At 60.7% G+C, this 19,775-nt stretch carries 8 protein-coding genes; all 8 read left to right on the top strand.

Features of this window, described 5'->3' with window-relative positions:
* Positions 1-69 precede the first annotated feature (69 nt).
* The 8 genes from FQ182_RS18680 to FQ182_RS18645 all read left to right on the top strand — a co-directional run bounded on the left by FQ182_RS18680 (position 70) and on the right by FQ182_RS18645 (position 19,736).
* Positions 70-1,566 (top strand): YdgA family protein, encoded by a 1,497-nt coding sequence (locus FQ182_RS18680; RefSeq protein ID WP_149414251.1) that lies wholly within the window; start codon positions 70-72, stop codon positions 1,564-1,566.
* Positions 1,567-1,782: 216 nt separating this feature from the next.
* Positions 1,783-4,242, top strand: a complete 2,460-nt coding sequence (pgaA, locus tag FQ182_RS18675) for a poly-beta-1,6 N-acetyl-D-glucosamine export porin PgaA (RefSeq protein WP_149414250.1) — start codon at positions 1,783-1,785, stop codon at positions 4,240-4,242.
* A gap of 12 nt (positions 4,243-4,254) precedes the next feature.
* Positions 4,255-6,252: a poly-beta-1,6-N-acetyl-D-glucosamine N-deacetylase PgaB gene (gene pgaB / locus FQ182_RS18670; RefSeq protein ID WP_149414249.1), complete on the top strand. Its 1,998-nt coding sequence runs from the start codon at positions 4,255-4,257 to the stop codon at positions 6,250-6,252.
* Positions 6,253-6,255: 3 nt separating this feature from the next.
* Positions 6,256-7,602: a poly-beta-1,6-N-acetyl-D-glucosamine synthase gene (gene pgaC, locus FQ182_RS18665; RefSeq protein ID WP_149414248.1), complete on the top strand. Its 1,347-nt coding sequence runs from the start codon at positions 6,256-6,258 to the stop codon at positions 7,600-7,602.
* Positions 7,599-8,075, top strand: a complete 477-nt coding sequence (gene pgaD, locus FQ182_RS18660; protein WP_133103613.1) for a poly-beta-1,6-N-acetyl-D-glucosamine biosynthesis protein PgaD — start codon at positions 7,599-7,601, stop codon at positions 8,073-8,075. Before pgaC ends, pgaD begins: the two co-directional genes overlap by 4 nt.
* 376 nt (positions 8,076-8,451) lie before the next feature.
* Positions 8,452-10,173 carry a ShlB/FhaC/HecB family hemolysin secretion/activation protein gene (locus tag FQ182_RS18655; RefSeq protein ID WP_149414247.1) on the top strand — a complete coding sequence of 574 codons (1,722 nt, stop codon included), beginning with the start codon at positions 8,452-8,454 and terminating at the stop codon, positions 10,171-10,173.
* A gap of 31 nt (positions 10,174-10,204) precedes the next feature.
* On the top strand, positions 10,205-19,252 hold the full coding sequence (locus tag FQ182_RS18650) for a filamentous hemagglutinin N-terminal domain-containing protein (RefSeq protein ID WP_149414246.1): 9,048 nt from the start codon (positions 10,205-10,207) through the stop codon (positions 19,250-19,252).
* 1 nt (position 19,253) lies between these two features.
* Entirely contained in the window at positions 19,254-19,736 is a 483-nt protein-coding gene (locus tag FQ182_RS18645) for an SMI1/KNR4 family protein (RefSeq protein WP_133103742.1), read from the top strand.
* Positions 19,737-19,775: the final 39 nt, after the last annotated feature.

The following is a 19,775-nucleotide window of genomic DNA, read 5'->3' as shown; positions in this document are numbered from 1 at the left end:
GAGCCGACACCCCAGCAGGGGGTCAGGGAAGACAGCCCACTTTCGCACAGGATTTGATCAGGTCTCTTCATGAATAAGTCAGCAATCGTTCTCTTGGGTTTTGTTGCCGCCGTCGGCGTAGTCAGTGCCGGTGGTGCCTGGTACACCGGCAATCAACTGGAAGGTGTACTGAACACCTCGATCGAGGACGCCAACAAGGAAATGCAGCGCTCCATGGTTGGGATTGATGGCACCGTGACCATTGAAATGCTGTCCCTGGACCGCGGCTGGTTCAGCAGCACCGGCCATTTCCGCCTCAAGGCCCAGGGCTCGGTGTTCGGTGAAGACCATAAAAACACCGAACTGCTGTTTATCGACCGCATCGAACACGGCCCGCTGCCGCTCTCCCGCCTGCTGACCCTCAAATGGCTGCCGGTCCTGGCAACCAGCCACCTGGCACTTGAGAAAAACCCCACCACCGAGAAATGGTTCGCCGCCACCAAAGACGTGTCGCCGCTCAAAGCCACCGCCAATATCGCCTTCAATCGTTCGGTGGACGGCAACCTGGAACTGCTGCCCCTGGAATTCAAGGATGACACCTCCAGCGTCAATTTCTCCGGCCTGAACCTGGATTTTTTCAACACAGCCAAGGGTGAGAAGGTCAAGGTCAATGGTTACATGGACAACCTCAAGCTCTCGCTGATAGATCCAAACGGCGCGCCGTTCAAAGCCGAGCTGAGTGGCCTGACCCTGGCCAGCAATCTGTCCCGCAGCTCGTTCGGCTTCTTCACCGGGCAAAATACGATTGAGCTGACCAACACCCAACTCACCTTTGGCCCGCAGCAATTGATGCTGACCTTGAAGGGTTTTGAGCAAAAAGACACCAGCGACGTCCAGGACAACAACATGGCCGGGCGCGTGGACTACAAGATCGACGAGATCGTTTACCAGGGTAAACCCGTGGGTTCGGCGGCCATGGCCGTGAGCATGAAAAACGTCGATGTGCCGGCCATGATGGTGCTGACCCAGCTCTACCAGGCCAAGATGCAGCCGGTGCAAGCCGCCGCCGCAGCCGGGCAGCCTGCTCCTGAGTTGCAGCTGAACGAAGCTGAACAAGCGCTGGCCCAGGCCAACGTCGACAAACTGCTGGCCGCCAAGCCGCAAGTGGCCCTGGAAAATCTGTCCCTGAAGACCGTCCATGGCGAAAGTCGCTTCAACCTGCTGGTGGACCTGACCAAGCCGTCGACCATGGAACTGCCGCCGGTTGAACTGGCCAAGCAGATCATTGCGGTTCTGGACACTAACCTGACGCTGTCCAAACCGATGATCGCTGATGTCGCTGCACTGCAAGCGCAGGTCGGTGGTGTGACTGATCCGAAAGCCATCGAGCAGCAATCCCAAATGGCCAGCGAGATGGTCAGCGGCATGGCCGTCGGTACCCAATTGGCGACCCTTGAAGGTAACGACCTCGTCTCCAAGCTGCACTACGCCAACAATGAAGTGACCCTCAATGGCCAGAAAATGACCGTCGAGGAGTTCATTGGTTTTGTGATGAGCAAAGTCGGGGCGGTAAGCGGCGCTCAGTAAAACTGAAAAACCCCCTGTGGTGAGCCCGCTCGCCACAGGGCGGTAAATTCTTGTAGGAGAATTCTGAACAATTGTTCTGAATTGACCTTTTTATACCCCCCTCATGGATATTGCGCCCCAGGAAAGCTTGGCCGGGTCATCAGATACCGGTCGCCTGATGCGTGTTGTACAGGTGAATTTATCGCTACAGCTTTCCTTGGTAAGGAAGCTGACGACATGTCGCGTAATGTTCACCCCTCTATCCCAAGCCGATTGCGCCTGTTTATCCGGGTTGCCCTGTGCAGCCAGCTTCTATGGCCTGTCGTGGCGTCGGCCGATGCGGCCTATGACGCCCTGATTCATCAGGCCCGCTCGGGTAACTACACGCCCGCCCTCAACCTGCTGCGCCAATTGCCCGCCGAGCGCCAGACGCCGGGGCAGGTCAGCGATCACCTGCTGATTGCCAGTTGGGCACGTCAGGACGCCGAAGTGCTGACGGTCTACGAGGCCCAGGGGCGCAATCGCAACCTGACCACCCAAGCGCTCGCCACCGTCGCCCGTACCTACCGCAACCAGCAACGTTGGGCCCCGGCGATTGCGGTCTATCGCCAAGCGCTGGTGCGCGAACCGAACAACCCAGACCTTCAGTTGGGCCTGGCCTTGACCCTCGCCGATGCAGGTCAAACCGCCGAAGCCGTGGAGCGCGCCCGAGCTCTGGTGGCCGCCAAACCTGCGGACGTGGACCGGCGCCTGGCCCTCGGTTACGCCTTGTCCCGCGCAGGCTCACCTTTTGATGCGCTGTTCGAGTTCGACCAAGCCTTCATCCGCGCCGGCAACCGGCCCGAAGTCATTGGTGAATACCTCGTCGCCCTGCAACGCGCCCGCCTGCCGGAACCCGCCCTGCGCCTTGCCGCCCGGCACCCCGGCTTGCTCGACCCCATCACCCAGCGCCGCCTGGAAGGTGACCTCGCCGCCGAGCGCGTACGCCTGGCCGAGTTCGCGTCCCGTAGCGAAAAAGAGCGCTATGTCATCGCCGACCGCGCCCTCAAGGATTACGACCAACTGCTCGCCACCTGGACCCCGGACGCCAGCGCCCATGACGACGTGGTGCGCTGGCGCATCGACCGCCTGGGTGCCCTCAAGGCCCGCGCACGCACGGCCGAATTGATCTACGACTACCAGACCCTCACCAGCGAGGGTGTGCAATTGCCCACCTACGCCCTGCGCTGGGTCGCCGCCGCCTACCTCGACCAACGCCAGCCGGAAAAAGCTGCGCCGCTGTACCGTCAGGCCCTCGCGGCCAAGGACGCGGATGCTGGCGATCACGTTGAAGACAGCACTGCACTGTTCTACGCCCTGCTGGAAAACGATCAGGTCAACGAAGCCCGCACCGTCGCCGACAATCTCGCGAGCGCGCAAAAACCACGGGTAGAACTCAAGGGCCTGCCCACCGGCAATCCCAACGACGCCTGGATGGACGCCCAACAACTGGCGGCCCAGGCTGGCACCTATGGCGCCGACCTGCCAGCCAGTGAAAAAGGCCTGGAGGCGTTGGTGAAACAAGCCCCTGGCAACATCGGCCTGCGCCTGGCCCAGGCCGATATGTACCGCGCCCGCGACTGGCCACGGCGCGCCGAAAACGCCCTCAAGGAAACCGAAAACCAGGCCCCGCGTGACATCGGCCTGCAGGTCTCCCAAGGTCACACCGCCCTGGATTTGCAGGAGTGGCGCCAGCTCGATGCGCTGACCGATGATGTGGTCGCCCGCGCTCCGGACAACCGCCAGGTGCAGCGCCTCAAGCGCCTGCGTGAGGTTCACGACATGGCCGAGCTGCGGGTCGAGGCCTACACCGGCAAAAGTAACGGCGGCACGGTCGTCGGCAGCCGCGACTTTGGCATCGAAACCCTGCTCTACAGCCCGCCTATCGATGAGGATTGGCGCCTGTTCGGCGGCGTCGGCTACGCCACCGCCGACTTCGAGGAAGGCACCGGCCAGCACCGTTGGCAGCGCCTGGGCGTGGAGCGGCGCACCCGTGACATGACCCTCGAAGCCGAAGTCTCCAATCACTCCTACGGCTTTGGTTCCAAGCAAGGCGCCCGGCTGGCGATTGCACGGGATATCAATGATCACTGGCAATACGGCGGCAGCCTCGACTACCTCGCCGCCGCCACCCCGCTGCGGGCATTGAATGCCGACATCACCGCCAACGGCGGCAGCGGTTTTATCCGCTGGCGCGCCAACGAAAGCCGCGAATGGAAACTGGCCCTGAGCCCGTCCCATTTCAGCGACGGCAACAACCGCGTCGAAGCCCTGCTGACCGGGCGCGAAGGCGTCTACAGCTCGCCGGGTGTGCAAGTGGACCTGGGCCTTGAAGTCGGCACCAGCCGCAACAGCAAGCAAGGCACGCCGTATTTCAACCCGCGCTCGGACTTCAGCGTGCTGCCCACGGTGAACGTCAACCACGTGCTCTATCACCGCTACGAGACCCAGTGGAGTCAGCAGTTCCAGGTCGGAGCGGGCACTTACAGCCAGCGGGATTATTCCACTGGTGGCGTCGGTTTGATCGGTTATGGCCAGCGCTTTCGCTGGAACGACGTACTGGAAACCGGCGCCAACCTCAGCTGGATCAGCCGACCTTATGACGGTGAGCGCGAAAGCGATTTGCGCCTGATCGTCGACCTCACGTACCGCTTCTAGAAGAGTCCGATCATGTCCATTCTTTCCCGCTGCTGCCTGGTGTTGGGATTCGTGCTGAGCAGCGCTTGCGCCCAGCAACCCGCGCCCTTTACTCCACCCGCCGAACGGCCCAAGGCGGCCAACGAAGCGCCGTGGCCGAAAAACCATTTTCTCGGTATTGCCTACCACGATGTCGAGGACCGCGACCCCGATCAGGCGGTGGTGGCGGTGCGCACCGAGCGGTTGATCGAACAGTTGGCCTGGTTGCGGGAAAACGGCTACCAGCCAGTCTCCGTCGACCAGATCCTCGCGGCCCGAAAGGGCGGCCCGCAGCTGCCGCCCAAGGCCATCATGCTTAGTTTCGATGACGGCTACGCCAGCTTCTATACCCGTGTGATGCCGATCCTCAGGGCCTACAACTGGCACGCGCTGCTGGCGCCGGTGGGCACCTGGATCGACACGCCGTTAAACCAGCCGGTGGATTTCGCCGGCACGCCGCGCCCGCGTTCCGACTTCCTGACCTGGCAGCAGGTGCGCGAAGTGTCGCAATCGGGCCTGGTGGAAATCGCCGCCCACACCGACGCCAATCACAAGGGCGTGCTGGCCAATCCCCAGGGCAACCTGCAACCGGCGGCCACCACCCGCCGCTTTGATACGGCCACCGGTCGCTATGAAACCGAGGCACAGTTCCAGGCGCGGATGCGTACCGATGTGGCGGGTATTTCCAACAAGATCCGCGCTGTCACCGGCAAGGCCCCGCGTGTGTGGGTCTGGCCTTATGGCGCCCCGGATGGCACCACGTTGCGAGTGGTGGACGAGCAGGGCTATCAAATGGCCCTGACCCTGGAAGACGGCCTCGATAGCCTCGGCAACCTGATGAGCAGCCCGCGTTTCCTGGTGGCCTCGGACCCGGACGGCGAGCACTTTGCCAATGCCATCGTCAATGTTCAGACCCAGGCGCCGTTGCGCGTGCTGCATGTGGACCTGGACAACGTCTACGACCCCGACAAGGCGCAAGAAGCGCGCAACCTCGACCAATTGGTCCAGCGCGTGGTGGACATGGGCGCCGACACGGTGTTCCTGCAAGCCTTCGCCGACCCCAAGGGCGATGGGCTGGTGCATTCGCTGTATTTCCCCAACCGCCATTTGCCGGTGCGCGCCGACCTGTTCAACCGCGTCGCCTGGCAGTTGCACACCCGCGCCCATGCCAGGGTGTTTGCCTGGATGCCGGTGCTCAGCTTCGCCCTTGATGCCAAGCTGCCTCGCGTCACCCGCTGGGACCCGCAGACCGGCAAGGTTGGCCAGGACCCGGACCAATACCAGCGCCTGTCGCCGTTTGATCCCAAGGTGCGGCAGATCATTGGCGAGATTTACGAAGACCTGGCCCGCATCAATGCCATCGACGGCGTGCTGTTCCACGATGATGCGGTGCTCTCCGATTTTGAAGACGCCAGCCCCGCCGCCCTCAAGGCCTATGCCGCCAACGGCCTGCCAGACAGTATTGAAGCCTTGCGTGCCGACCCTGCGGTGATGCAGCGCTGGACCCGCTTCAAGAGCCGATACCTGATCGATTTCACCCACGAGTTGACCGCCAAGGTCCGCAAACTTCGCGGTTCGCAAGTGCAGACCGCACGCAATATTTTCGCCGAGCCAATGCTTAACCCTGGCAGCGAAGCCTGGTTTGCCCAGAACCTCGATGACTTCCTCCAGAGCTACGACTGGACCGCGCCCATGGCTATGCCGCTGATGGAAGGCCAGAGCCTTGAAGACTCCAACGCCTGGCTGGAAAAGCTGGTGGCCACCGTCAAGGTCCGCCCCGGCGCCCTGCAACGCACGGTCTTCGAGTTGCAAGCCAAGGACTGGCGCACCGCCGCCGCGCCTGATCTTTCCGGCGCGCAAATGGCCGAGTGGATGGGCGTGCTCAAGCGCCAGGGCGTCACCAGTTTTGGCTACTACCCCGACAACTTCCTGGAGAACTCGCCGGACCTGAACACCGTGCGTCCGGCCCTTTCCAACCAGTGGAATCCTTGACCCATGTTCGACAGAATCCTGGCTTTACTCGTCTTATCCCTGGTGTTGGGCGTGCCCCTGGGCCTGATCTTTCTGGTCACCGGGCAGTTCCTGATGGACTTCGTGTTTTTTTACCCACTGTTCATGTCCGGGCTGTGGATCGCCGGTGGCCTGTACTTCTGGCTGCACTGGGAGCGCCACTGGCCGTGGGCCGATGACACTCCGGCGCCGGTGCTGGCGGGCAACCCGCTGATCTCGATCCTGATCCCTTGCTACAACGAAGGCGACAACGCCGCCGACACCATCGGCGCCGCGCTGGCCCAGCAGTACCCGAACATCGAAGTAATCGCCATCAACGACGGCTCCAGCGATAACACCGCCGCCGTGCTCGATGCCCTGGCGTTGCGGGAGCCGCGCCTGCGAGTGCTGCACCTGGCGCAAAACCAGGGCAAGGCGGTTGCCCTGCGCATGGGGGCGGTGGCGGCTCGCAGTGAGTACCTGGTGTGCATCGACGGTGATGCCTTGCTCGACCGCAATGCGGCGGCCTACCTGGTGGCGCCGATGCTCGACAACCCGCGATTGGGTGCGGTCACCGGCAACCCGCGCATCCGCACGCGCTCCACATTGATCGGCCGGGTGCAGGTGGGCGAGTTCTCCTCGATCATCGGTTTGATCAAGCGTACCCAGCGGGTGTTCGGGCGGATCTTCACCGTCTCCGGCGTGGTGGTGGCGTTCCGTCGTGCGGCCCTGGACCGGGTCGACTACTGGAGCACCGACATGATTACCGAAGACATCGACGTCAGTTGGAAGCTGCAACTGGACCACTGGAGCATCTTCTACGAACCCCGCGCCCTGTGCTGGATTCTGATGCCGGAAACCCTCGGCGGCTTGTGGAAGCAGCGCCTGCGCTGGGCCCAGGGCGGCGCCGAAGTACTGTTCAAAAATATCCGTGGCATCTGGCAATGGCGCCATCGCTACCTGTGGCCGTTGCTGTTCGAGTACTGCCTGTCCACCGGTTGGGCCTTCACTTTTCTGCTGTCGGTGATCTTCTGGGGCGTGGGCAAAATTGTTCCGTTGCCGCAAGCGATTGCCGTGGATTCGTTGATGCCACCGGCCTTCACCGGTTTGCTGCTGGCGGTGGTGTGCCTGGTGCAGTTCGCCGTGAGCATCATGATCGACCGCCGTTATGAGCGCGGCCTGTGGAAAACCCTGTTCTGGACCGTCTGGTACCCGCTGGTGTTCTGGCTGGTCAGCCTGTTCACCACGCTGGTGAGTTTCCCCAAAGTGCTGTTCCGCCAACACCAGAAGCGCGCGCGCTGGGTCAGTCCGGATCGCGGAATCAAAGCCCCCCAAAAGGAAGTGCAGCCATGAACCTGATTCGAACCTCTCAGCGCCCGGTGATGTGGGCAATCGATGTATTCCTGACCCTGATGGCCTGGGCCGGGTTGATTATTTTGTTGGTACGCGGGTTGGTGCCGATGCTGGAAACCCACGGCGGCCCGCGCCTGGATGCGCCGATTTTCGCGGCCTTGAATACCTTGCAGATTTACCTGTGGATTGCGGTATTTAACGCGGTGCTGCTGATCAGTTGGGCACGTTATCAACAACGCCGGGGCAAGCGTTTTGCCCAGCGCAGAGCTGCGGGCAAGGCCCTGAGTGATAAAGGCTTGAGCGAAAGTTTCAGCCTGGCCGAGGGCGAGTTGGAACAACTGCGCCGGCCGGGGGTGTTGGTGATTCATAACGACCAAGACGGTGGGGTGCGGGAAGTGACCGCTCATGTGTCCCGTGAGGTGGAGCGGGTGGGGTTGAAGCTGGTGCGGGGGCGGGTCAAGGAAGTGGGCTAAATACAGCCTCTGTTGATGATCGTTGCCACGCTCCGCGTCCCACAGAGTGTGGCAACGATCAACATTCAAATATGGGATCCAATTCACAAAAGGCTCGTGAACTTTTCCTCTCTTCTGGCTACTAATCAATCTCGACGCAAGGTTGGTGGCTAACTAGTGGCAACTCTCTAGAGCCTTGACGAGACCTGCATCAAAACTGTTACCGCTTGTCGGAATAAAAATTCCAAATACAAGTTGGTAATCGTTACTTGATTTTTTAGTTGTTTTTAATAAATGGCTTACGAACTTATTAATTATCGAATCCAACTAAGCCAGATTCTTGGCCGTCCTGGAGTTCGATGGTAGTTTGCCGCCCTTGTTTTTCGATGGATCGAACATGTCTTCGTTATTGCCTCGGATTCGGTATCTGCTGTGTATCTCGCTGCTTGCCTGCCTTGTTTTGAACAGCGCGGTTGCCGCACCCACGCCAGGGGATCAAGACCTGATCCGCGACCGGCAAAATCGCCTGCTGGAAGAACAGCGCCGGCGCCTTGAAGAACTCAAGGAACTGCCCGGTAAAGAAGCCAAGCCCGTTGTGCCCGCCGCTCCGGTGGACAGCCGCTGCTTTCCCATCAAGGACATCGAACTCAAGGGCGCCGACAGTCTGTCCGCCACTGACCGCGTGCGTCTGCTCAAACCCTATATTGGCCAGTGCCTGGGCGTCACCCAGCTCAACGGGCTGCTCAAGGTCATCACCGACTATTACATCGACAAGGGCATGGTCACCAGCCGCGCCTACTTGCCGCAGCAGGACCTGTCCAGCGGCCACCTGAGCGTGCTGGTGGTCGAGGGCAAGCTCGAAGGCATGAAGGGTGCCCAGGGCAGCAACCTGTCCGAACGCGAACTGGCCATGGCTTTTCCCGGCAAAGTCGGAGAGCAGCTCAACCTGCGGGAAATCGAGCAGTTGGTGGACCAGTTGAACCGCCTGCCGTCGAAACAGGCGCAGATGGAACTGGCCCCTGGCAGCGAGGTAGGCGGTAGCGAAGTGCTGGTGAAAAATGCCCCGCAAAAGCCCTGGCGCACCAGCTTGTCGCGCAACAACGACGGGCAGAAAAGCACCGGCGAACAGCAGTGGGGCGCAGGCCTTGAGTGGGACAGCCCGCTGGGCCTGGCTGACCAACTGGTACTGCGCGGCGGCCACGATGCCGTCAGCGACCACCAGAAAACCTCGAAAAACTCCATGCTGTATTACAACGTGCCGTGGGGCTGGTGGAACTTCAGCTACACCTACAGCGAGAGTGATTACCGCACTTACGGCGTGACCAACGACTACAAGTTCAAGCAGAACGGCGACAACGAGAACCACCAACTGCGCGCCGAGCGGGTGATCCATCGTGACGACGTGAGCAAGACGTCGGTGAACGTCGGCGTGTCGCACCTGCGCACCAACAACTACATCCTCGACGTCCGCACCGAGCCCAGCAGCAACCGCCTCAGCGAACTGCAGCTGGGCATCAACCACGGCCGACGCATCGGCAATGCCTTCGTCAACCTCGACCTGGGCATGCAGAACGGTATCGGCGCCTTCGATGCCCAAGCTGAAAACGAGCGCGATCAGTACGGCAATCGCCAGCCCAACGCGCGCTACCGCAAATACACCGCCACCGTCAGCTACTTGCAGCCGTTCACGCTGTGGGGCGAGTCGTTCAGTTTCTCCAGCCTGGCCACCGGCCAACGCAGTGAAGACATCCTGTTCAGCCCCCAGCGCATGAGCCTCGGCGGTTCGGCCTCGGTACGCGGTTTTAAAGACCAGCAGCTCACCGGCGACAGCGGCGGCTACTGGCGCAACGACGTGCGCTGGGCTCGCCCGGTGACCTGGGACTGGATGCGCCCGGCCTTTGCCGAATACGGCGCAAGCGTCGGCTACGACCAGGGCGTGATCAGCAACGACCGTTACAACGGTGAAGTGCACGGCCGGGTCTCGAGCAACTCCCTGGAGCTGTTCGCCCGCGGCAAATACGTCAGCACCAGCGTGACCTTTGCCCATTCTCTGGAACGCCCGGCAGTGATGAGCGAGCGCGAAGCGCCGATCTACTTCCGCATGGATTTCTTCCTGTAACTCAACGCCCCGTTACATCGAGAATATGACAATGGATGTTCGCCACTTTGCCTTTCTGGCTCGCCAGCCTTCTTCTGCACTGAAAAGCCGCGACTCGTTCTGGGGCCTACCCAAGCGCGGCCTGGCGCTGATCCTGGCCAACGCGTTGTTCTGGCAGCCGCTGCTGGCCCAGGCCGAAGGCATTGTGGTCAGTGCGCCAGGCACCACCGTCGGCCAGGCCGGCAATGGCGTACCAGTGGTGAACATCGCCACTCCCAATGGCAGCGGCTTGTCCCATAACCAATTCAAGGACTACAACGTCGGCCCCAACGGCGTGATCCTCAACAACGCCAATGGTGCGGTGACCAACACCCAATTGGGCGGCTTTATCGTCGGCAACCCGAACCTCAAAGGCGGCGCGGCCAGCGTTATCCTCAACGAAGTCAACGGCGGCAGCCCCAGCCAATTACGCGGCTACACCGAAGTGGCGGGCCAGTCGGCCAAGGTCATCGTGGCCAACCCTTACGGCGTCACGTGCAGCGGCTGCGGCTTCATCAACACTCCCAACGTGACCCTCACTACCGGCAAACCGGTGCTCGACGCGAGCGGCCAGTTGCAGCGCTACCAGGTTGACGGCGGTGCCGTGACCATCGACGGCCAGGGCCTGAACGCCAGTAACGTCGACCGCTTCGAGATCATCACCCGCTCGGCCAAGATCAATGCGCAGATCAACGCACGCGAATTGACCGTGATCGCCGGGCGTAACGACGTCGATGCCCAAAGCCTAAAGACCACCGCGCGTGCCGATGACGGTAGCGCCAAGCCGGAGCTGGCGATTGACTCCTCGGCGCTGGGCGGCATGTACGCAGGCGCCATCAAGCTGGTCGGCACCGAAGCCGGCGTGGGCGTGAAGCTCGACGGTACGCTGGCCGCCAGTGGTGGGGATATCCAGTTGGATGCCAATGGGCACCTGAGCATGGCGCAGACGGCGGCCACCGGTAATCTCAAGGTCACCGCGCAGAACGTGAACCTGACCGACAAGGTCTACGCCACCGGCAATGTGCAGGTGAGCAGTGCCGAAGAACTGGTCAACCAAAAGAGCCTGGCCGCGGGTCAGCGCATCGAACTCAACGCGATCAAGGTCACCAACCCGGGCATCATCGAAGCCGGCGTTGCGCCCGACAACAGCCGCAACGCCACCGGTGACCTGGTGGTCAACGCGCAGACCGTCAACACCAGCGGCAACCTGCTGGCCAGCCGCGCACTGGCGATCACCGCCGCGCAGGCGCTGACCAACCAGGGCGCGATCATCCAGGCCAAGACTGTCGAGGTCAGCAGCGCCAAACTGACCAACCAAGGTGCCAGCGCACGCCTGTTCGGCGAACAGAGCCTGGCGATTAGCTCACCGGCCATCGTCAACCTCGGCGGGCTGATTCGCTTCGGCGAGGACCAGGCCGCTACGCTCAACAGCGCCTCCCTAGACAACCGCCAAGGCCGTATCGAAATGGCCGGTGGCAGCCTGGTGCTGAGCAGTGCCGACCTGAACAACAGTGGTGGTCAAGTCATCGCCAACGACTTGACCGTCAACGCCGGCAAGCTGAATAACCAGAACGGCGTACTGGTCGCCAAGACCGCCACAGTCAACGCCAGCGACCTCGACAACAGCCTCAAGGGCCTGATCCAGGCCGACGGCGGCGCGCTCAACCTCACCGTCAACAACAGCTTCAACAACAACCAGGGTTTCGCCCAGGCCAGCACAGACCTCAACGTCAAGGCGGGCAACCTCAGCAGCAACGCAGGCGGCGTACTGAGCGCCGACAGCGGCAAGCTGACCCTCACCGCCGCGCAAAAGCTCAACAACGCCCAGGGCCGCTTACAGGCCGGGCAGGGCGATATCGAACTGCACGCCGCGAACCTGGATAACCAAAGCGGCGTAATCGTCGGCAAGCAACTGCTGCTCGACGTCGCCGGTGGTGATATCGACAACCGCGCCGGGCGCGTGTTGGGGGACGGGCTCGACGTGCGCGCCTCCGGCCTCGACAACCGCAACGCCGGCCTGCTGGCCGGTGGCGCCCAGGGCGTAAGCCTGCTGCTCAACGGCCCGGGCCAGTTGCTCAACGCACAGGGCCGCATCCAGAGCGAAGGTCTCCTGCAACTGCGCGGTGAGCGTTTCGACAACAGTGCCGGCATTCTGCTTGGTCAAACCGTCGAGGTGACGGCGCAGAGCTTCAACAACAGCGACAAGGGCGCGCTGGTCAGCGATGGCGGCGACATCACCCTCAACGTCAGCAACCTGCTGACCAACGTCGGCGGCCAGATCGACGCGGGCGAACGCAGCGTATTGGTCAAGCATCTCACCACCCTTAACAACGACGGTGGCACCCTGCGCGGTAAGCGTCTGGATATCGCCGCGCAGCACCTGAATAACAATGACGGCGGCCAACTGCTGGCCGGCGCCGGGGGCCTGAGCTACAGCGGCCAGGACGTGAGCAACCGCAAAGGCCTGATCCTCAGCGGCGGCGCCCTTACCGAACTGCACACCGCCCGCCTGGATAACCAGGGCGGCACCGTGCAAGGCGACAGCCTGACCGTCACCGCTGACAAGCTCGACAACGGCAGCGACGGCCTGATGGCAAGCCTGGTCGGCAACCTGCAACTGACCGTCGAAGCCTTGGCCAACCGAGGCGGCAAACTGTTCGGCAAAGAGCAGGTGACCGTCAGCGGCGCCACCCTCGACAACAGCGCGGGCGGCCAGATCAGCGGCAACCAACTCAACCTGACCTCACGCGATACTCTTATCAACCAGGGTGGCCTGATCGAAGCCAATCAGGGCCTGAGCCTCAACGGCGGCAACCTGGACAACAGCGCCAACGGGCAACTGCGCGCCCTGGGCGGCACCGACAGCAGTCTCAACCTCAGCGGTGCGCTGAATAACCAGAACGGCACCCTCGAATTTGGCAGCCAGACATTGCGCCTCGACGCTGCCAGCCTCAACAACCAGGCCGGTCAGATCCAACACGCCGGCACCGGCCTGTTCCGCCTCAACACCGCCAGCCTCAGCGGCAGCCAAGGCACTATCAATGGCATGGGCACCGCCGACTGGGCGTTCGGCACCGTCGACGGCCTGGGCCGCGTACAACTCAACGAAGTCCTCACCTACAAGAGCGCCCAGGGCCTGACCCTCAAGGCCGGCGACCGCATGGCCAGCGGCAAGGGCTTGACCCTTGATGTGGCGAGCCTGAACAACGGCGGCGAGCTGCTTAGCGACGGTGACGTGAGCATCACCACCGGCGAGATGACCAACAGCGGCCGCGTATCGGCCCTGCAAACACTCACCGTCGCAGCCAACAACCTCAGCCAGAACGGCGGCCGTCTGGCGGCCACCAATGCCCGCCTGACCCTCGGCGGCACCCTGGACAACCTCGGCTTCCTCACCGCCCGCCAGCAGCTGGATATCGCCGCAGCGCAAATCAACAACCGTGGCACCCTCGGTGCCCAGGGCGCAGTGAACCTCACCGCCGTCAACGGCATTACCAATGCTGCCGATACGCTGCTGTTCAGCGGCGGCGACATGACCTTGCGCAGCAATGGTTTCAGCAACCTGTACGGCGACGTCTACAGCAAGGGCAACCTGAGTTTTGCGGCGGTAAATGGCGGGCGTGCCGTGCTGTTCAGCAACCGCTCCGGCACCGTGGAAAGCGAAGGCTCGATCGGCATCAACGCGGGCTTCATCGAAAACGCCAAAGATGAATTCGAACTCGGGCAGACGCTGACCACCGGCAGCTTGAGTTGGATCTGTCACCAGCACTGCGGCGAGAAAGACAACTGGGAACGTGGCGAGATCACCATCTACGAGACGTACCTTGAGGCGGCGACCAAGGATTCGGTCTCGGCGCGCCTGGTGGCTGGCAAAAACATGCTGCTGCAAGGTGACAATGTGCAGAACCGCTACAGCCTGATGGCCGCCAATGGCGACCTGAGCATCACCGCCGGTGACCTGCTCAACCAGGGTGCCGCGACGCGCACGGGTCAGCGCAAGCTTGTCATCGGCACGCCAGGTCACGTTTCCGACGATTTGTTTGAACGCATGCAATATGTCGACGTGCCCGCGTTCAATGCGGCCACGGCGGCTGGGCATTTCGACAAGGCGCGCTTCGAAGAACTGAAAAGCCGCTCGCCCAATAGACTGCCTTTCGTCCACTCAAGCGACGTCACCACCTGGACCAACAACGGCGGCCCCGGCTACGACGCCACCCTGCAAGCGGGCGGCACCGTCAACCTCAACGTCGCCCGTACCCTGCAAAACGGCACACTGCACAACAACACCCTGGCCCAGTTGACCGGCACCCTCGGCGATGACCAGACCGGCATCCCGGTCGGCGGCATCAACATCAACCTGAGCAAACACGCCAACGACCCGAGCGCCCAGGCACCGGGCAGCGTATTGCCCGTAGTGGGCGTAGCCCCAGGCGGCGGTTTCGTGCCCGTGGACTACACCGGCACCGCGTTCGCCCCGGTCGACCCCACCACCTCGCCGACCTTCCAACTGCCCAAGGGCGAGTACGGCCTGTTCGTCAAGAACGCCGACCCCACCAGCCATTACCTGATCGAGACCAACCCCGAGTTCACCTCCGTATCAGGCTTCCTCAGCTCCGACTACATGCTCGGCAAGCTCGGCTACAGCGCCGACAACGCCTGGCGCCGGCTCGGTGACGGCCAGTACGAAACCCGCCTGATCCGCGACGCCGTGCTCGCGCAAACCGGCCAACGCTTCCTCGCCGGTGGCCTCTACAGCGACGCCGACCAGTTCCGCTACCTGATGGACAACGGCCTGGCCAGCAAAGACGCCCTGCGCCTGAGCCTCGGCGTGGCCCTCACCGGCCAGCAAGTCGGCGCCCTGACCCACGACATCGTGTGGATGGAAAACCGCGTCATCGACGGCCAGACCGTCCTCGTGCCGGTGCTGTACCTGGCCCAGGCCGACTCGCGCAACGTGCGCGGCAACAGCCTGATCCAGGGCCGCGACCTCAACCTGGTCACCGGCGGCGACCTGATCAACGTCGGCACCCTGCGCGCCAGCAACAACCTTACCGCCATCAGCAGCGGCAGCCTCTACACCGGCGGCCTGGTCGAAGCTGGCAACAACCTCAGCCTGCTGGCCCAGGACAGCATTCGCAACGCCATGGCCGGCGAAATTCGCGGCAAGCAAGTCAGCCTCACGGCGCTTAAAGGCGACATCACCAACGACACCACCGCCATCCAGGTGCGTGACGGCGTCGGCATGCGCACCCTCACCGACACCGGCGCCGGCACCATCGTCGCCCGCGAAAACCTCGCCATCGACGCCGGGCGCGACCTCACCAACCGCGGCGCCCTCACCGCTGGCAACGACGCCAACCTCACCGCCGGCCGCGACCTAAACCTCATCGCCGCCAGCGACACCAGCGTCAAACACGAGACCCGCGACGGCGGCGAGAAATCCAGCATCACCACCGACGTCAAAAACCTCGCCGCCAGCGTCACGGCGGGCGGCAGCATCAACATGCAGGCCGGACAAGACGTCAACATCATCGGCAGCACCGCCACCGCCGCCACCGCCGGCAAAGACCTCAACATCGCCGCCGGTCGCGACCTCAACGTCGCCTCGGTCAGCGACATGCACAACGTCGAGGGCAAGGAAAAACACGGCAAGAAACGCATCAAGACGGCGGATGAGCAGACCACGCAGTTAGCCAGTGTGCTGACGGCGGGCAGGGACTTTACGAGCCAGGCGGGGCGCGACACTACGATTGTGGCGAGCAAGATCAGTGCGGGCAATGAGGCTTATCTGTATAGCGGGGATAAGTTGAATTTGCTGGCGGCGCAGAACAGCACGCATACCTTGTATGACATGAAGGAGAACGGTGGCTGGGGCGCGAAGAAAACCAAGCGCGATGAAGTCACCCGCGTCACCAACGTCGGCACTGAGATCAAGACCGGCGGTGACCTGACATTGGCCAGTGGCGGCGACCAGCTGTATCAGCGGGCCAAGCTCAGCAGTGGCAACGATCTGACGATTGCCAGCGGCGGCGCGGTGACGTTTGAAGCGGTCAAGGACCTGCATCAAGAGAGCCACGAGAAGAGTAAGAGCGACCTGGCGTGGACCAGCGCCAAGGGTAAAGGCAATACCGACGAGACGCTGCGCCAGAGTGAGTTGATGGCGCAGGGGCAGTTGGCGATTAAGGCCGTTGATGGCTTGAAGATTGATATCAAGCAGATCGATCAGAACACAGTCAGCCAGACGATTGATGTGATGGTGAAAGCAGATCCACAGTTGGCTTGGTTGAAAGAAGCCGAGAAGCGTGGGGATGTGGATTGGCGGCATGTGAAGGAACTGCACGACTCCTTCAAATACAGCCATTCCAGCCTTGGCCAAGGTGCAATGCTGGCGATCATCATTGTCGTCACCGTATTGACGGCAGGTGCTGCCAGTGCACTCGCGGCATCAGCTGGCAGCGCTGTGGGTGCCGGGTCGACTATGGCTGCTGCGACGGCGGCTACAGCTGCAACGTCTACGACGGCGGCAGTTGCGGGTACGGCAGCAGGTCTAGGAAACATCATCGCCACCGCGTCTTTGACCTCTCTTGCCAGCACCGGCGTGGTGAGCACGATAAACAACAAGGGCAACCTGGGCGCGGCTTTAAAGGAAACCTTTAGCAGCGACAGCATGAAGCAATCGCTGATCGCTGGCGCCTCAGCAGGCTTCGTGAATTACGCCAGTGGCAATTGGTTCGGCGCACAAAGCGACCCTGTTACCAACAAAGTGAGCGGTCCCAGCGTAGTGCCTCACTGGAACGACCCGGCCGCTATTGGGCGTTTCGGAACGATCCAATTGGCAGGCGGAGCCGTGCGCGGAACGCTTTCTGAAGCGCTTGGGCAAGGCAGCTTCAAGGACGCCATGAAGGGCAGCCTTTTCGATGTACTGCAGGCGACCTCGTTCACAGGCGTAGGTGATTTTGGCAATGCCTTCAAACTTCAAGACAGTGGCCTGAGTAAAACAGCACTGCACGCCGTTGTGGGCGGGTTGCTTTCGGAAGCAATGGGCGGCGACTTCAAAACGGGGGCGATTGCTGCGGGCGCTAATGAGGCGCTTATTGTGGCGTTGGATAAGTCGCCTCTGCTCAGTAGCAGTGATCCAGCAGAGCATGATCGACTGGTCAATGCGGCGTCCAAGCTGGTGGGTTTACTCGCTGCGGCCAGTGTTAATGGCGATGTCGCCATGGGCTCTGAAATCGCTGGGAATGCACAATCGTACAACCGGAAATTGCACGTCCAAGAAGAGAAAAGATTGGCTCAGGAGGCCAAGAGTCTAGATGCCACAAAGAAAAGCCGATCTGGCTTTGAGTGGGACGCTCTCCTGACGTTTGTTGCGGGAGGTGAAGTCGATCAGAAAACCAACAATGAGCTCCAAGGAGTTCTTGCCCGCTACAGCCCTACCAACCCTGAGGGGCAGGCATTGGGTGACGACCTGAGTGTTGCGCGGGAAGTGATCACTAAGCTGCAAAACGAGAAAGTCCTTCTGACCTGGGCAGATGGTAGCCCGATTGTCGCGAACGGGGCTCAGGTAGTTGCGTTCAAGTCTACAGACAAGCAGTACACAGACTCGCGGCTATTCAATCCTTCGAGTAACACCACCTACAACAATGAACCCGGTGGTATGGGGGTCGTGCCTGATGCGTGGGCCGAGCAATACGGAGAGGGTACGGCTATCAGGAAGCTCCCTGAAATCGCCGCGCTCAGTTCTGACGCCATTTCCCAAGCAGAGCAAATAGACCGACTACGTGTATTGGTGGGCGGCGGCATCAATTCAAATATCGATCTAAAGCTCCTTGCTGAGCTTATGCCTATCGGTGGAGTAGGTAAGGGAACACTCTTAAACGCGATCAAAGAGTTGGCTGCGCGGGATGTATTGGCGGTCAAAGGTACGGAGGCTATTGCAGGGAAGGCGGCTGAAACGGTTGCTGGTAAAGGTCTCGAGTCTGTTGCAGGTAAAGGCATAGATGCCGCGGCCGGCAAGGGCACCGAACAGTTTGCCAACCAAGCTCAGGCGAAATTAGCTGGCTATAGCCCCTGCTGTTTTGCTGCTGGGACGATGGTTGCCACTCCTGATGGTGAGCGAGCCATTGATGCACTCAAGGTGGGCGATATCGTCTGGACCAAACCTGAAGAGGGAGGTGAGCCATTCGCCTCCAAGGTTTCCGCTACCCACATTCGAACAGACCAGCCGATTTATCAGCTGACGCTGGTGAAAAACGGCGCTGCAGGCGAAGGTACAACAGAGACCTTGCAAGTCACCCCGGGCCATCCATTCTACGTCCCGGCGCGCAAAGGCTTTGTGCCACTGATAGAGCTCAAACCGGGCGATCAGCTGCAATCGTTGGGGGATGGTGCTACGCAAGATGCTTCGATCTCCGTGGTATCCATAAAGCTGCTGCAGTCGCAGGGAAAGACATACAACCTGACGGTGGATATTGGGCATACGTTTTATGTCGGGAAGCTAAGCACTTGGGTGCATAACACCGGGCCTTGTTATACCTGTAATGCAGGGAGTTGTTCGATCCAAGGTAATCTCGGCGATGTGCCTTATGACTCCCGAAATATACGGGAGGAATTGAGCGATAAATATGGTGCCGATAATGTGTTATCTACGACTGTTCCGCCGTCGGGGATGCCTAATGTGAAACTGGCGGGAATGCATAAGGATATTGTGCTGCCAGATGGTTCAAATGCACGCGTAGTCTTTGATAACAAAGGCTTCCCTATATTTGATGATGTTACGAGATTCGACACACATATAAATATCAGCGAGTTTCGAGCTGCCAGTTACGATGGGCAGTTAAGGATGGCCACCCGTGACCTGCGAACGCAGATAGATAGTGGTGCCGTTCCAAGTTCCGCATTCACGGACGTACAGCTAAAAGCAATCCGCGGTGGTCAGGATAAGATCCCTGGGTATACTTGGCATCACCATCAGGATACCGGTAGGATGCAACTGGTTCCCGAGGCTTTCCATAATGGTGCGCGCCACGTCGGGTGGGAATCGATGAGCAAGGGGCAATAAAATGATCGCAGGCGTAAGTTTTGATTCGTATTATGGTCAAGGTGATGCTGCTGAAATAGCAGCGTTTGAAACACTGGCAGGTGTAGTTTTTCCTGAAAAATACAAAAAGATTTCAATAGGGTTTAATGGCGCGTTTATTTTGAATAAGCCCGTTTTTAAGTTTTATAATCGTCTCCTCGGAGTAGATGTCACGAGCAGCGCCGGTATGTTTTTGCCTTTCGGTGAAATCGAGGGCTCATTTGAAACAATGGAGATGAAGTATCAACACCCACCCGAGGATTTTGTTCAAGGTTTGATTATTTTTTCGGTGCTAGGGAATGGCGATGCGCTCTGTTTTGATTATCGTGAGAACCGTCAGTCTGAAGATCCAGGCGTAGTGATGTGGCATCATGAAGCATCTCCCGGTAGCGATGACGAATTATCTTTTGTTGCGTCTTCCTTTTCAGCGTTTTTAGAGATGCTTTTTGAGCGTCCTCCCGAATAAAATAGCGTAAAAGGGACGGATTTATTTAAATATTAAATT

This window comes from Pseudomonas sp. ANT_H4 (genome assembly GCF_008369295.1).
Classification (GTDB): domain Bacteria; phylum Pseudomonadota; class Gammaproteobacteria; order Pseudomonadales; family Pseudomonadaceae; genus Aquipseudomonas.
Note: the sequence above shows the minus strand (reverse complement) of the source record. Positions and strands in the feature narration are given on the sequence as shown.